This window comes from Tunturiibacter lichenicola (assembly GCF_051013355.1).
In the GTDB taxonomy this organism is placed as follows: domain Bacteria; phylum Acidobacteriota; class Terriglobia; order Terriglobales; family Acidobacteriaceae; genus Edaphobacter; species Edaphobacter lichenicola_F.
The window spans coordinates 1580741-1596605 of record NZ_CP132944.1 but is presented as its reverse complement, the minus strand read 5'-3'; the positions used below and the strand labels follow the sequence as shown (position 1 = coordinate 1596605).

General features: G+C 55.7%; 11 protein-coding genes and 1 riboswitch. Of the genes, 3 read left to right on the top strand and 8 right to left on the bottom strand.

Going from position 1 to position 15865, the window contains the following annotated elements:
• Window positions 1–7 precede the first annotated feature (7 nt).
• From RBB82_RS06845 to RBB82_RS06820, 6 genes are all read right to left on the bottom strand, one after another.
• Entirely contained in the window at window positions 8–1393 is a 1386-nt protein-coding gene (locus RBB82_RS06845) for an aspartate aminotransferase family protein (protein ID WP_433974375.1), read from the bottom strand.
• A complete protein-coding gene (locus RBB82_RS06840; RefSeq protein WP_433974374.1) occupies window positions 1390–2886 on the bottom strand; it encodes an NCS1 family nucleobase:cation symporter-1 in 1497 nt (498 codons plus the stop codon). Before RBB82_RS06840 ends, RBB82_RS06845 begins: the two co-directional genes overlap by 4 nt.
• Window positions 2877–4280: a dihydropyrimidinase gene (gene hydA, locus RBB82_RS06835; protein WP_433974373.1), complete on the bottom strand. Its 1404-nt coding sequence runs from the start codon at window positions 4278–4280 to the stop codon at window positions 2877–2879. The genes RBB82_RS06840 and hydA overlap by 10 nt, the downstream gene beginning before the upstream one ends.
• A gap of 74 nt (window positions 4281–4354) precedes the next feature.
• Complete coding sequence (gene preA, locus RBB82_RS06830) at window positions 4355–5776, bottom strand: NAD-dependent dihydropyrimidine dehydrogenase subunit PreA (protein ID WP_433974372.1); 1422 nt, start codon at window positions 5774–5776, stop codon at window positions 4355–4357.
• Window positions 5769–7121, bottom strand: coding sequence for an NAD(P)-dependent oxidoreductase (locus RBB82_RS06825; protein WP_433974371.1), 1353 nt, complete (start codon window positions 7119–7121; stop codon window positions 5769–5771). The genes preA and RBB82_RS06825 overlap by 8 nt, the downstream gene beginning before the upstream one ends.
• Before the next feature lie 299 nt (window positions 7122–7420).
• Window positions 7421–8659 carry a Zn-dependent hydrolase gene (locus RBB82_RS06820; protein WP_433974370.1) on the bottom strand — a complete coding sequence of 413 codons (1239 nt, stop codon included), beginning with the start codon at window positions 8657–8659 and terminating at the stop codon, window positions 7421–7423.
• A gap of 197 nt (window positions 8660–8856) precedes the next feature.
• Here RBB82_RS06820 and RBB82_RS06815 point away from each other — a divergent pair, with 197 nt between their 5' ends.
• Complete coding sequence (locus RBB82_RS06815; protein ID WP_433974369.1) at window positions 8857–10137, top strand: ectonucleotide pyrophosphatase/phosphodiesterase; 1281 nt, start codon at window positions 8857–8859, stop codon at window positions 10135–10137.
• 26 nt (window positions 10138–10163) lie between these two features.
• Here RBB82_RS06815 and RBB82_RS06810 read toward each other — a convergent pair whose 3' ends face one another.
• Together RBB82_RS06810 and RBB82_RS06805 are read right to left on the bottom strand one after the other, a co-directional pair.
• Entirely contained in the window at window positions 10164–10940 is a 777-nt protein-coding gene (locus RBB82_RS06810) for a CbtA family protein (protein ID WP_433974368.1), read from the bottom strand.
• Entirely contained in the window at window positions 10903–11121 is a 219-nt protein-coding gene (locus RBB82_RS06805; RefSeq protein WP_433974367.1) for a CbtB domain-containing protein, read from the bottom strand. Before RBB82_RS06805 ends, RBB82_RS06810 begins: the two co-directional genes overlap by 38 nt.
• Window positions 11122–11363: 242 nt before the next feature.
• Between RBB82_RS06805 and RBB82_RS06800 the strand changes: the two genes are divergently transcribed.
• A complete protein-coding gene (locus RBB82_RS06800; RefSeq protein WP_433974366.1) occupies window positions 11364–11939 on the top strand; it encodes a histidine phosphatase family protein in 576 nt (191 codons plus the stop codon).
• Between the two features lie 27 nt (window positions 11940–11966).
• Window positions 11967–12164, top strand: a riboswitch (cobalamin riboswitch).
• Between the two features lie 79 nt (window positions 12165–12243).
• Window positions 12244–15735 carry a carboxypeptidase regulatory-like domain-containing protein gene (locus RBB82_RS06795; RefSeq protein WP_433974365.1) on the top strand — a complete coding sequence of 1164 codons (3492 nt, stop codon included), beginning with the start codon at window positions 12244–12246 and terminating at the stop codon, window positions 15733–15735.
• The last annotated feature ends 130 nt before the right edge of the window (window positions 15736–15865 follow it).

Below are 15865 nucleotides of genomic sequence, written 5' to 3'. Positions count from 1 at the left end.
GACCGATTCACGGCAACACCGCAGCATCGGCTATTGCAAGGTGTTCGTCGAGAGCAGCAACGCCGCCGTCAATCTCTTCTTTCGTCACGATCAACGGTGGCGCTACGACGAAGTGCGAGACCCAGGCCTGAATCGTTACGCCATCCGCAAGAATCTTCGCGGCGATCTGATCCACCAGCAGCGCCTTACCGGAAACTTTGTCCGAGTATGTGTTGAACGGCTCCTTGGTGACCCGATTCTTAACAAGATCAACGGCCCAGAACAGCCCTTTCCCGCGAACATCGCCAACACTCGGATGCTTTGCCTTGAGTTCGTTCAACTTTCCTTCAACGTAAGGCGCTAGCTCCCGAGCCCGCTCAACCAACCCAAGACGCTGCATCTCTCGAATCGTCGCAACCGCAGGAGCGAGAGTAAGCGGATGTGCTTCATAAGTGTGACCATGCGCGAAGTAATGATCCTGAAAGTACTCCGCGATCTTCTCACTCGTTGCACACAACCCAAGCGGAACGTAAGCCGACGTGATTCCCTTAGCGGTGACGAGAATATCCGGAACAACTCCCCAGTGATTCATCGCAAACCACTCGCCAGTTCGTCCCCATCCTGTCATCACCTCATCAGCGATCAGCAAAACGCCATACTCATCACAGATCCGGCGAAGCTTCGGCATGTACTCATCAGGAGGAACGATGACGCCGTTCGTCCCAACGATAGGCTCGACTAGCACAGCAGCCACATCCGATTCGTTACGGATCATGTGCTCGATATAGTCCGCACACGCAATGCCGCAACCCGGATAAGTATGCCGTATAGGGCACTTGTAGCAATGGACCTCCGGCCCAAACAGAACCCCCTGGCCTTTCCCGCTAGGCTCCATCGCCCACCGCCGCGGGTCACCAGTAGCAGCGATCGAACCAGCCGTCGAGCCATGGTAGGACCGGTACCGTGCAATGATCTTCGTCTTCCCGGTGTACATGCGAGCAATCTTGAAGGCAGCTTCGTTGGCCTCCGTGCCGGAGGTGGTGAAGAAGAACTTATTCAATCCCTTCGGAAGCACCTCCACCAGAAGCTGCGACAGTACAGCACGCGCCGTCGTCGCATAGCCTGGCATCGCATAGCTCAACTCCTGCGCCTGTCTCGCGATCGCGTCAATGACGGCTTGATTTTTATGGCCAAGGTTAGAGCACATAAGTTGCGACGAAAAGTCCAAGTAACGCTTTCCCGCGCCATCGACGATGTAGCACCCCTCCGCATCGACGATGTGCATTGGGTTCCAGCCCTTCTGAAACCGCCATGTCCCATAGTTGTGCTGCCGAGTTAGATCGACGACCTGCTGGCTGGAGAGGCTCTGCGATTTGTTCGGATGCTGCCCTTCAACGGCGTCTGTGAGACTCATAATGGCTCCTGTTCCTGGAGGCGCGAGGCGATCACTGAATCAATCGCCGCCGGGGTACTGGCCTCATATCTCAACATAAGGACATAGTAGCTCGCACCCGCAACAAAAAATCCGACGAACCATGCATAGTCATAAAGAAATCGAAGAACCGGCACTGCAAGCCCGATCAACGCGACAACCACGCCAGCAACTAGCGCAACGATCGCCCTCGGATTTACTCCGCGCGTATATTCATACGCCCCCCCTCGTCGATAAAGCGAGACAGTATCCAAGCGCGTTCCTCGTATAAAAAAATAATCCACAACCATGATGCCAGCAACCGGCCCCAACAAACCTGAATACCCGATGAGCCATCCAAAGATGTAGTTGCCAAAGCTACTCATCAACTTCCAAGGCATCATCGCCAGTCCCAATAATCCAGTTATCAATCCACCAGTGCGAAAGCTGATCAACCCTGGAGCAAGGTTTGAGAAGTCATTAGAAGGCGAAACCACATTCGCCCCAATATTCACATTCAGCGTCGCAATCAATAGGGCAACAAGCGCGAGCAGAGCCGCCAGCGGCTGATGGAACCGTCCGAGCAGTGCAATGGGTGACCACACAGGCTCGCCGAAGATCGTGACCGACGCCGATGTGCAAGCTATACCGATGAAAGAGTAGAGCACCATGGCAACCGGCAAGCCAAATGCTTGTCCTGCGATCTGCGAGTCTTGCGACTTGGCATAGCGAGTAAAGTCAGGGATGTTCAACGACAGCGTTGCCCAGTACCCAACCATTGCTGTCAGCGATGGAAAAAAGAAGCGTAGAAAGCTCCCGGTCGTGTGGAACCGACTCGGCGCCGACAGCATTGGCCCAAAGCCACCTGCCTTATGAAGCATCCAGAAAAGTAACGTCAGCGACATCACAAGCATGAACGGTGCGGAAAAGCTCTGAAGAAATCTTATCGATTCGACGCCTCGCCACACGACGTACATATTCAACAGCCAGAATCCAAGAAAGCTTATCCAGAGCACAGCGGGCATGTGCGCAGTCGCGGGCCATAGCACCGCTATCATTGCTGCGATTGCCTGTCCACCCAGCCACGACTGAATTCCAAACCATCCGCAAGCCACAATGGCGCGCAGCATCGCGGGAAGGTTCGCTCCACGTGTGCCGAAGCTGGCGCGCACAAACACAGGGAAGGGAATACCATACTTTGTGCCAGCATGTGCATTCAGAAGCATCGGTACCAGCACGATCAAATTTCCCAAAAGAATCGTAAGGATCGCCTGCTTCCAGTTCATGCCACCTGCGATCAGCGACGAAGCAAGCATGTACGTTGTTACTTCCATCGACATCGAGAACCAAAGCGCGATGTAGTTGTACGTCCCCCACGTACGCTGCGATGCAGTAGTCGGCGCTAAGTCCGTGTTGTAGAGGCGCGAATCGTGATGCGCCGCGATGGCAGCAGTCGACTGCTCGCGGACGTTGGGGATGGCCGAACTCACCGCCATGCTCCTCCCCTCGCCTCGCGTCTCAGATACTCGCCTCTCCCGGTCGCGGCGACATAACGTCCCCTATCCGCGACGAGTTCTCCGCGCGAGTACACCTGCCGGGCATTGCCCTTAACCTTCCATCCCTCAAACATTGAAAAATCACATCGCATGTTATGCGTAGCGGCAGAGATGAGGTGCTCAGCCTCAGGATCCCAAAGCACAATATCAGCGTCCGAGCCGACAGCGATCGTCCCCTTCTTCGGATACATGCCGAAGATCTTTGCTGGCGCAGTCGAAGTGATCTCGACAAACCGCTGCAGTGTGATCTTCCCGGAGTTCACACCAAAGTGATAAAGCAACTGCAAGCGATTCTCAACCCCCGGGCCGCCATTTGGAATCTTCGTGAAGTCGTCCTTGCCAAGCTGCTTCTGATCTGCGAAGCAGAACGGACAATGGTCGGTAGACACCACCTGCAAATTGTCGGTAGCAAGTCCATCCCAAAGCTTCGGCTGGTTCCTCTTCTCGCGCAAGGGAGGAGTAAAGACGTACTTTGCCTCTTCGAAACTTTTCCCCGGCATCTGGTCTTCGATCGAAAGCAAAAGGTACTGTGGACACGTCTCAGCAAACGCGGGAACTCCACGATCACGCGCCTCGCGAACCTGATTCAACGCATCTTCACTCGATAGATGAACGATATATACCGGCACACCTGCCATCTCGGCGAGAGCAATCGAACGATTCACTGCTTCTGCCTCGGCTTTTGTCGGCCGTGTCAAAGCATGATAAATCGGAGCCGTCTTCCCCTCGGCAAGCGCCTGCTGCACTATTACATCGATCGCGCTCCCATTCTCCGCATGCATGCAGACGAGCGCACCATTCTTTGCGGTTTGTTGCAGCGCTTTGAAGATCGTGCCATCGTCAACCATCAATACATTCGGATAAGCCATGAAGAGCTTGAAGCTCGCGACTCCCTCTCGCACCATATCGTCCATATCGTGCAAGCCCTGTTTGCCATTATCTGAGCCCAGATCCGTCACGATCATATGAAGACCGTAGTCGATGCATGCTTTTCCGTCCGCCTTCGCCAGCCAGATATCCAGCGCGTCCCGCATGCGCGTCCCCTTCGCCTGAATTGCGAAGTCGACGATAGTCGTTGTGCCTCCAATAGCCGCAGCCCGTGTGCCAGTCAGAAAATCGTCTGCTGATACCGTTCCTCCGAACGGCATATCCATATGAGTATGCGCGTCGATGCCGCCCGGGAGCACCAAGAGTCCGGTGGCATTCACGACAGAGTGTCCCGTAGGATCAATGGTCGCGAGCACCTCCCGTATCGTGCTGCCTTCAACCAACACATCAGCCTTCTCTAGACAATCTGCAGTAACAACCGTGCCATTCTGAATCAGGATTCCCATGCTCCACTCCAGGCTGTTCGACGCTAGAGTCATATGACACCAAACACGATGCCACTTAGAAACCACAAGCCAAGTCAGGTATTCGTACTCATCACCTCACGCGCTCCTGGCGGGACCAGTCCCTTGGCAGTGCGCTCTTCCCAGCTCTCAAACGGCAAGTCTCTGTCAATGCGCTCCATCGTGATGCAGCCCTCTACCGGACAGACCAGCGAACACAGATTGCAGCCGACGCAATGATCTTCGTCGACCCGAGGAATACGCTCAAGCGGCGTCACCGCATTAGTACGGCCCAGATTTCCTGCATCAAGTTTGGGAATCGGAGTCGTCGAAATATGCCGAGCAGAGTCAGCTGTAACCATGCTCGGCGTTCGTGTCGTATCAGGCGCCGGCGAAGTCCGATCAAGGTGGATGCACTGATGTGCTCCATCCCAGCAAGCTGTATAGCAAAGTTGGCATCCAATGCACAGATCCTCATGGATGCGGGCAACGATCTGATAGTTCAAATTAAGCTGCTTCCACTCAACTACATTTGGAAGCGACAGCCCACGAAAATCGTCGAGTGTGGCAAAACCCTTCTCCGCCATCCACCCCAACAATCCATCTTGCATATCTTCAACGATGCGGTAGCCATAGTGCATCGCCGCTGTGCAAACCTGCACGGTGCCGCACCCAAGCAAAATAAACTCCGCCGCATCGCGCCAGCTTGCAATGCCGCCAATACCTGACAATGGCAACGCGCTCGGATCTGACTGAACCTGCTGAACCATATTGAGTGCGATGGGTTTCACTGCCGGCCCGCAATATCCACCATGCGAGCTCTTCCCATCGACGTTAGGGCTCGGCTGGAATGTGTCAAGATCGATTCCCGTAATCGAGTTGATCGTATTGATAGCGGAGAGTGCGTCAGCCCCCCCACGCTTCGCGGCTCGAGCGGGAATGCGGATGTCAGAGATATTCGGGGTCAACTTAACAATTACCGGTGTCCGTGCCTTCTCTTTCACCCAAGCTGTTATCTGCTCGCAATACTCAGGGACTTGTCCTACGGCTGATCCCATGCCGCGCTCGCTCATGCCGTGAGGACATCCAAAGTTAAGTTCAAGCCCATCTGCGCCCGCGTCCTCAGCACGCTGTACGATATCGTGCCAAGTCTCGCGTTTGCTCTCGACCATCAACGAAGCGATAACAACGTGCTTCGGATAGCGTCGCTTTACCTCGGCAATCTCCCGCAGGTTCACCTCGATGGGGCGGTCCGAGATGAGCTCAATATTGTTGAAGCCCATCATGCGCCTACCCTCCCAGTCAATCGAGGAGTAGCGAGAACTAACATTCGTAATCGGTTCCCCAATCGTCTTCCAGACCGCACCTCCCCAACCCGCATCGAAGGCCCGCATAATTTGTTCGCCGCAGTTTGTAGGCGGTGCCGATGCAAGCCAGAACGGATTGAGGCATTGGATGCCGCAGAACGTAGTCTCCAGCATTGGCTTGGGTTTAGACATGTCGAGCCTCCAACCATGCAGCAATGCCAATACCAGCGCGCTTTCCATCCGCAACCGCGTCGACGACCTCGCGTCCTCCGTTCGTACAATCCCCGCCGGCAAAAAACTTCGGGTTCGAGGTCTGGCCTGTAGCCCGGTCAATCAGAATGCGCCCGCGATCAAGTTGAATCTTCGCAGAATCTTGACCAGACTCGGTGAGAAAACTCGTATGCGTGGTCTGCCCGATCGAGAGTACAACTAGATCAGCCGCGAGCAAAAACTCCGAATCACTCTCCTCCACAATCGAACCGTCTTTAGTCGACACAAGTTTTATCAACTCAAGTGCTTCCACGGCTTGGTCGCCTCGAACGCCAGTCGGCTGCACATGCCACAAAAATTTCACCCCTTCACTCTTTGCATGTTCATATTCAAACGTGAACGCTGACATCTGTTCTAGTCCTCGGCGATATACGATGTGCACATCGGTGGCCCCTAGGCGAACTGCGGCAATCGCCGCATCGATAGCAGTATTGCCTGCGCCTACGACCACCACACGCGCCGGCACCGACGTCAACGATCCTGACTTGTAGCCCGCGATCAGATCGAGCGCATTCGTCATACCAGCAAGCTGCTCTCCGGCGACTCCAAGTTGATGAATCGCGCCGAGGCCGATACCTAAAAAAATCGCATCATGGTTGCGTTCGAGCTCGACCAATTTGAGGAAGTCAACCATCGTCTCGAAATTGAAATCGACTCCCAGCTGTGTGAGCATCTCGATTTCACGCAGGCTCTCCACCAGAGGAAGCTTGTATTCAGCAACGCCGTACGTGTTCAATCCTCCCGGCAACGATCGTGCGTCATATAGAGTGGCACGAATTCCACAACGGCGAAGCTCCGCGGCACAGGCAAGCGATGCTGGGCCTGCCCCGACCAAAGCTACGGACAATCCTGTATCAGTTCCAGGTTCAAACGGCAGCGAAGCGCCACTTTCGTGGAATGTATCCACCGCGAACCGTTGCAACCGCGCGATCTCGATCGGCTGCTTATTGTAGCGGTGCATTACGCAGGCTCCCTCGCATAGCACCTCAACCGGACAAGCGCGGGCGCAACTCCCACCAAGAATATTCGCGTCCAGAATGGTCCGCGCAGAGCCGGCGAGATTGCCACTTGAGATCTTCTTGATAAAACTAGGCACATCAATATGTGTGGGGCACGCAGCTGTGCAAGGTGCGTCAAAGCAATAGAGGCAGCGATTTGCTTCAGTTACCGCAGCTTGCTTATCGAACGGCGGATGCAGATCGCCGAAACGATTCGCCCGCTCAGAATCAATCGTGATCTGCTGATGAAAGGGAACTCGCTCGCTCATTCGGCTCCAAGCGCCTCCATAATCAAGCAGAGAACAGATGCGCCGCTGTGAAGCCCCATGGCAAAATCAGTCGAGCCGAACGTAGTCCAATCCCAAGGCCTCTGCATCATGGATGAAAACATGACTCTCCTTTGCGGCTCTACTCTCTTTACTGTTCAGGAGTGACTATTATGCACTATCTCAGCAAAACCATTTAGCTAGCCAGTGAAATCTTGATGGAGATGCTGGAGACCGCTCCACTGTTGAAAAGCTGCAACGGATCTGCGCGTCTCTCTATTAAAGAAAATGGCTCCTCTTTCCTAACTGCTCAGCAAACTCAGCGTCTTCTTTGCAAGTTTGTCGAAGGCCTGTACCGCCAGTGTTAGATCTGCGACTCTCGTGTCTTCCGCTTTATTATGACTCAGTCCCTTCAACGACTGAACGAACATCATCGCGGTCGGTATCCCCGCGCGCGAAACTTCAGCTGCGTCGTGCAGAGGCCCGGAAGGTAACTTGTGAGAAGTGGCTGCCGTCTCTCGTACTGCTTCATCGCAAAGTGCGACCAGTCGTGGATCAAATGGAACCGGCTCGATGCTCCAGATCTTCGACCAATCGACGGTACAGCCTTCTTCCTTAGCGAAACGCTCGCTCGCCTCTCGTGCTTCAGCCAACATCGACGCGAGGATCCCCGCATCAAGGTCGCGCATATCGAGCGTTGTCTCGCATCGTCCGACGACGGCTGTCACAATGCCAGGAAAAGTCTTCACACTTCCCATGGTAGCGACGGCATCCGGATATCGCTTCGCAATCGGGCGAATCTCCAGCGCGAGTTTCGCTGCTGCCGCTAGTGCATCTCGACGCACTTTCATCGGTGTCGATCCAGAGTGCGCCTCCTGCCCATAAAAGGTGATTGCGTGTCGCTCCACGCCCTTCGTTCCAAGCACCACGCCAAGAGGTAGATGCATCGATTCAAGAACTGGCCCCTGCTCAATATGCAACTCCAAATAAGCAGCAGCATTTCTCTGCTCCAGTGTTGCCTTCCCGATCTGTTCCATCTCTACGCGACATCGTCGAAGAGCATCTTCAAGATTGACTCCATCGCGATCCGTACGCCGACGGTCGGCCTCGATGGTATGTGTTCCGGCAAACGCCGAAGACCCGAAGAGACTCCGTCCGAAGCGCGCTCCCTCCTCGTCGGCCCAATCGACAAGACGAATCGTGATCGGCGGCTTGCCATCGAAATCTTCAATGAGACCGCGTAACACCTCGAAGCCCGCGAGAAATCCCAGACAGCCATCCAGCCAGCCGCCATTCGGAACGGAGTCAAGATGACTCCCGAGAATAAGCGCCTTATCCAACTTGCCAGGAAGGGTCGTCCAGGAGTTTCCCGCCGCATCGTAGTGGTGCTCCACAGGAAGACCTTGCAGCTTTTTTTGGAACCATGCTCGCGCCTCGAGCCAAACAGGAGTCCAGGCGACGCGTTGTGCGCCATTCGCGTCTGCGGTCAAGGCCCGAAGCTCCTCAAGATCGGAGATTACTCTAACTGGATCTGCCGCCACACTTCCTCCTGAAGAGCATAGGTTACTCCATCACCTACGAGCGCAATTTAGATTACGATACCAGCGGCTGTCAGCTCGTCGCACAAACATTCAATGCATGCGTCAAATGATAGAAAATAGAATAGCTGTATTACTGTGCCTGTTTCCACTCGTCTAATCGCTTAAGCTCGCCAGCCAAGCAAAATCAAGGAGCATCATTGATCGCTCGTCATCTCCTTATAACGTTTCTCTCAGCCGGAATACTGTCTACGATGGGAGTCGCTGCTCAGACTCTCCCACCCGACACTTCCGACAGAGGAAAGATCGTCGAAGTTGACGGCGTTCCCAACTCGCCGCGACAGCAAAAAAAGCACTATGTTGTTCTGGTGTCACTGGACGGATTCCGCTACGACTATCCAAAAGAGTGGGACGCGCCAAACATCGCTGAACTGGCTCGCACCGGGGCAACCGCACCCGACGGTATGTTGCCCTCCTATCCGTCCATTACATTTCCCAATCACGTCACTTTGGTCACTGGTCTCTATCCAGAGCATCACGGAATTGTGAGTAATGTTTTCTACGATCCAGATCGCCGTGGACTCTATTCCTATACGAGCCCTCTAACAAACTCAGATGGTAGCTGGTACAACGGCACGCCGCTATGGTCACTAGCCGAGCAGCAGCAGATGCGCGCCGCTTCATTCTTCTGGCCCGGCTCCGAGGCGATGATTGCCGGCGAACGACCCAACGAATATGTCCACTTCGACGATAAGTTCGACGACGACAAACGGATCGACCAGGTCATAACCTGGCTTAAACTTCCGCCTGCGAAGCGGCCTCATTTCATAACGCTTTACTACAGCAATACCGATCATGCAGGCCACATCTACGGCCCGGACTCCACCGAAGAACGAGATCAGGTGCATCATGTCGATGCCCTTATAGGCAAGCTGAAGCGCGACCTCGATGCGACTCACTTACCCACCGATCTCATCGTTGTCGCCGATCATGGAATGGCAAAGGTTGAAGGCGACTGGATTACGCTCGATAAATACGCTGACCTGACGCACTTCAAGACCGATGGCATACTTCTGTATGCGAACACCGAAGCGGACGCAGAAAAAGCCTATGAGAGCTTTCGCGCTCACCCGGATCCGCGGTTCACAGCCTATCGCCGCACCGATGTGCCGCCGTATCTACACTTCAACGAAAATCCGCGCGAGGGCGATCCTGTGATCGTTCCGAACGGTCCATACATCTTCCGTGCACACGAAACCATACGCAAACCGCCAGTTGGCGAACACGGCTACGATGTAACGCGCATGCCCGAGATGAAGGCCATCTTTGTCGCGAACGGTCCCGACATTCGACCCGGAACGAAGCTTCCAAGTTTTCCCAATGTGGATGTCTACGATTTCATCGCCAAACTACTCGACCTCAAACCTGCACCGAACGACGGAGAGTTGAAACCATTGCGTCCTGCTCTGAAACACCGTTGACACCGCTGTTTGAGTCGCTCTGGCAACTACGGTCGTCCAGCATGAGACAAGCGTGTATCACGCTCCGTCAGCCATCCGAAGAGAAGCCCAATCACTGTCCACAGAACTGCTTGAAGCTCAAGAGCGGCGACGCGAAAGCGCCACAAGAGATTCGCAGGAAAGTCGGCTGGAATCTCGTCGATCTCCGGTAGAAAGTGCGAAACAACGCACATGACGACGATAAACAGGCCGCCACTCAGCAAAACCGCATTCCACGTTCCATAGAGCGGGCTGATGCGCCCCCTTACTTGAATAGCCAGCACCATCGCCGCAATCGAAAATGCAATCAGCAGAAAAAACGCAGCGGTACGCACACCGATCGTCTCAGGATTACCGACCGCAGGCGGGTTCGCCGGATATTTAAGATTAGGAACCAGCACAATCGTGACAAAAGCAATAGCCGCCAGTAATGCCGAGAGCGCTCGCGGGCTGAGATCGCCGATGCGGCCATAGGCAAGCGCGAAGACCAGCCCAAACATCCCACCGATTGCCGCCCCATAGACCAGCACTCCAGTCAGCAGACCAACGCCCCGCTGCACCTTGCGGCTGACCATCTCAGGTTCAGGGGCCTCTCCCTTGGCTTGATCCACGCTGCTCTCGAACGCGATAGCCCTTTCAACCTGGGGCTCCCCAATCCAGCGGGCAAAGGCAAAGACAAGCAGGCCAGCAACGATGCCGACCAGCATCCCTCGTAGAAGCAGTGTTCGAGCAGTCAACGGAGTCGACTTAATGGCAGGGGAAGCCGAGGAGATGGCGTCCGTCATGAACAAATTCATGAACAGCCCGGCCATGCATCAGCGAAGTGGCACCCTGTTCGGCACCGACGAAGTAGATCGCCAACAGCATCACGAGACCGCCGAAGATTGCCCACGGCATAAGCTCCCGAAGCGGAATAACAGGAAGCGATACAGGTTGTGATATGGAACCGACTGCGGATTGTGCCATGTTAAGTCTCCTGGGATCGTGCGTCCCGACTACTTGCTTGCTTGATATGCGAAATGAGGTCTGACTTTCAACCCAACTGAGTCGATTACAGCGGCGCGACCGTGCCGGAGTTGCACCGGCTTCGTCATTCCGTCTTCACAAGCTTCTCTAACCCTATGTCTCGGTATCATCAGTGTCAAGAGAGCGGGCCTCAATAGGGTGTAATTGTTATGTCAAGCCCGCTCACGGAGAAAACGAACAGCATGACAACACGAGTAACCCTCATCAGTCATGCAGCCACACCAGCCCTGCTACGCGCGGCTTTTCCGTTGGACGAGGAACTCGAACAGCAGGAGATCTCAAAGATCGCCACACTCGGCTGGAAGGCTCCCAGAACGTCCAAGACACACTTCCTCTCTGCTCCCGAGCTCCGAACGCAACAGACGGCTCTGGCATTCGGACTGACGGCGTCAATCGCCATCGAACTCCGAGATTGCGACTACGGTGGTTGGCAGGGCCAAGAACTCAGCACTCTCCAAACGCAGGATCCCGAAGGTGTTGCAGCATGGCTGGCAGATCCTGCTGCAGCTCCCCACGGCGGCGAGTCCATCGCAAATCTGATCGGGCGCGTGGGCGGGTGGCTTGACCAGCTAAAAGAAGACGGTCATACCATCGCTGTCACCCATCCCGCCGTAATTCGCGGCGTAGTTGTTTACGTTTTGCACGCACCACTCCATTCCTTTTGGCGGGTAGATATTGCACCGCTGACCTTGACCGATCTTCGATTCAACGGACGAGTCTGGACACTGCGTTCGTGCGCGTCTTCCTTGAAGGATTGATCTCATCAAAGTCGGTCTGTAGTATGTTGATTAACAAAGTTCTTGGGTGCCCGCGAGGGCATAAAAGGGAAGCCGGTGTAAGTCCGGCATGGTCCCGCCACTGTAATCAGGAAAAAACTCTTCACTCGCCACTCGGTTCGCATCGGGGAAGGCGAAGAGTCAGAAGCCGCTTCAACAGCAGCTTTGCCTGTAAGTCAGGAGACCTACCCAGGATTAGTTCGTGATTCTACCCCGCGTGGAAACGGGGGCGATCGCTCATTCTTCCTGAGCTTTGCGCCTCGTCGCCGCTGAATTTGAGGCGTAAGTGCATCACCCAAAGTTCATCTCGACCGCCGTCAGAATATCCTTAAAGATTCTGGTCACAGCATCTCTGTGTCTGGCAGCATTGCCGGTGCGCGCAGCGACTGGCGGCAGCATCTCCGGCGCAGTCACAGACAAGAGCGCCGCTGTTATTGCAGGCGCAATCCTCAAACTCGTCAACACCGCCCAGCAGACGGCCTACCAAGCAGTCTCCGACAGGCAAGGCCTGTATGTGTTCCCAAACCTTCCCGTCGGACACTACGATCTAACGATCACCGCTAACGGTTTCAGCTCCCAGCGAAAGACCAACCTTACAGTAGACACCGACTCTGCCATCCGCGTGGATGCAATCCTCGAGATCGGCGAGCGATCCGACACCGTTACGGTAACAAGTGACGCAGGCGTACAGGTTGAGACCGCCGCCACTCACCTCGGCGAAGTCGTCTCCGCCGCACAGATGACAGCCATCCCCTTGAACGGCCGCAGCTACACCGACCTTCTCGCAATCCAGCCCGGCGTCGCCCCTATCTCGACCCTCCTCCCCAGCTCCGTCATCATGGCTGGCGTCACCGGCGGCATCGACCCATCCGGCGACGCCAACCCCGGCAACCTCTCCATCAACGGTCAGCGAGAGTCCTCCAACGGCTTCATCGTCAACGGAATCGATGTTCAGGAACACATGAACGGCGGCACCTCCATCATCCCGAACCTCGACTCCATCGAAGAGTTCCGCGTCCTCACCACGAACTTCGATCCCGAGTACGGCAACTACAACGGCGGCATCATCACCGTAGTCAGCAAATCAGGCACCGGCCAGTTCCACGGCAACGCCTTCGAGTTCTTCCGCAACACCAACCTCGACGCCAAAGGTTACTTCGATCAAACCCGCGCCTCCTTCGACCAAAATCAGTTCGGCGGCTCGATCGGCGGCCCCGTCAAGCGCGACAAGATCTTCTTCTTCACCGACTATCAGGGAACACGCACTACCCAGGGCGTCTCCACCGGCAACATCTCCGTCCCCACCACTGCCCAGCGCAACGGCAACTTCGACGATCTCACCGGCTCTGTCAGCGGCCCCTACCTCGCATCGCTGCTAACCCGGTCACTCGGCCGCACCGTCACTCAGGGAGAGCCGTACACCAGCGTCTTCCCCAACGGCAACATCCCGCAATCTGCCTGGTCCACACCAGGAAAAAACCTGCTCCAATACATCCCTTCCCCAAACGTCGGCACAAATCAGTTCTCCTCAGCAGCCTTCTCGCAGACTGTCCGTGACGATAAGGGTTCCGTCCGCATCGACGGCAACAGCCGCTTCGGCCAGCTCTCCGCATACTACTTTGTCGACGACTACAGCCTCGACAACCCCTACCCCGGCTCTGTCGCCGGCGCAAGCATCCCCGGCTTCAATGCCCTCTTTATCGGTCGAGCGCAGCTCTTTTCCATTGGCGACACAAAGGTCATCGGTGCGAACACCGTCAACGAACTCCACTTCGGCTACCTCCGCAACGCCAACATCATCGGCCAGCCAAAGGGAGGCCTTGGCGTTAGCCTTGCCTCGCAAGGCTTTACGGATCCGGCCAACGGAGGCATCTTCGTCCAGGCCCCCCAGTTCGAAGGCATCGAAAACATCACCTTCCCCACCTTCGTCATGGGCGTACCCATCACCAACATCACCCAGATCAACAACACGTTCTACCTCAGTGACGGCCTCTCCCGATCCATCGGCTCGCACACCCTCAAGTTCGGCGGTCAATTTCACATCGACGAGGTCAACGAGCACCCCAACGCTACCTTCAACGGCACCTTCAACATCAACGGAACCGAAACCGGCGACGCCTACGCCGACTTCCTGATCGGCACCCCAAGCAACTTCACGCAGTCCTCCGGTCAGCCGTTCTATCTACGCAACCACTACCTCGGCCTCTACGCTCAAGACAGTTGGCGTGCACGCAGCGACCTCACCATCAACGCTGGCCTGCGCTGGGACGTCATCGAGCCCTGGTCCGAAAAGTACCATCAGCTCCAGACCTACATCGCCGGCGATCAATCAACGCTCTACCCCGGAGCCCCCGAAGGTTTTGTCGTCGCCGGAGACCCCGGTGTCCCCAGCACCATCGCACCCACCAGCTACAAAAACTTCGCGCCGCGGATCGGCATCGCATACTCTCCAAAGTTCGATCACGGTCTCTGGAGCAAGATCTTCGGACCCAGCGGCCAGTCCAGCATCCGAGCCAGCTACGGCATCTTCTACACGGCGTTCCCCGGTTTATCTGCAGGCATCATGTACGCCGTGCCTCCCTTCGGCTTCAACTATCTCAGCCCCGCTCCGCCGTTACTTGCTACGCCCTTCGTCACCGCCGCAACAGGCTTTAACAACGGTCAGCGTTTTCCCTTTCCCTTCCCACCGCACACCGTATCGACGACCAACCCCGACACCTCGGTCAACTGGGCCAACTTCACACCCATTGCCGCCGACCCCTTCTTCTACTATCGCAACCGTGTGCCTTACATCAACGACTACATGTTCTCAATCCAGCGTCAGATCAACGAACGCACTCTGTTGACCGTCAGTTACGTCGGCAATCAGGGACATCACATCCTCACCCTCGGCTCTGCAAATCCAGGCGATCCCGCGCTATGCCTCAGCCTCCCCGGCTGCGGTCCCTTCGGCGAAGACTCCACCTACACGAACAGCGCCGGACAAACAGTGCAGGGAACTCGCGTCGGCCAGGGCCCGAACTACGGTGAAAACACCGCAGACAAATCCGTAGCCAACTCAAACTATAACGCCCTCGAAACTACGCTGCGCTACACCCACCACGGCTCGCAGTTTCTACTCAGCTACACCTACGCAAAGTCCATCGATCAAGGCTCCAGCCTCGGCGAGCAACTGAACGTCATCGATCCTCGCCAAAGTCGCACCATCTCCGCGTGGGATCTCAAGCATGACTTCGTTGGCAGTTACACCTGGGCCCTTCCCATCGCCGCGCTCGTCCACAAAAGCAACCGCCTCACCGAGCAGTGGAGTCTCTCCGGCGCAACTCGCTTCGCCACTGGCTTTCCTGTGACCCTCTTCGACAACTCCGACAACTCCCTCCTCGGCACCCTCGGCAACGGCGCAAACAACTACCTGCTCGATACCCCGCAGTATCTTCCCGGCCCACTCAAAATCAACACCAACGGCCGAAACGGTCGCGCCGCGTTCAACACGGCTCTCTTCCCCGAAGAAAACCTGGGCCAACTCGGCAACGCGAAACGCCGCGTCTTCTACGGCCCGGGAATTAACAACTTCGACATGACCCTCCAGAAGAATCTGCGTCTAGCCGACGCGCGATCGTTTGAGTTCCGCCTCGAAGCCTTCAACGCCTTCAACCACACCCAGTTTTACGGCCCTGCTTCAGTAGACGGACAGGTCGAAGACACCAACAACTTCGGCAAGATCGTCAGCGCCGCTGCTCCCCGTCTCGTTCAACTCGCTGCGAAGTTCTCCTTCTAGTGAAGAATGCGCATTGATGTGAAGGTTTGTTTCCTTTTTTTTGTCATTCCGTAGCGAAGCGAAGGAATCTGCTGTTCGGTCTAACCGAAGTAAAATTCCCAGGCAGGTAAACTGTTCGAACTCGACGCCA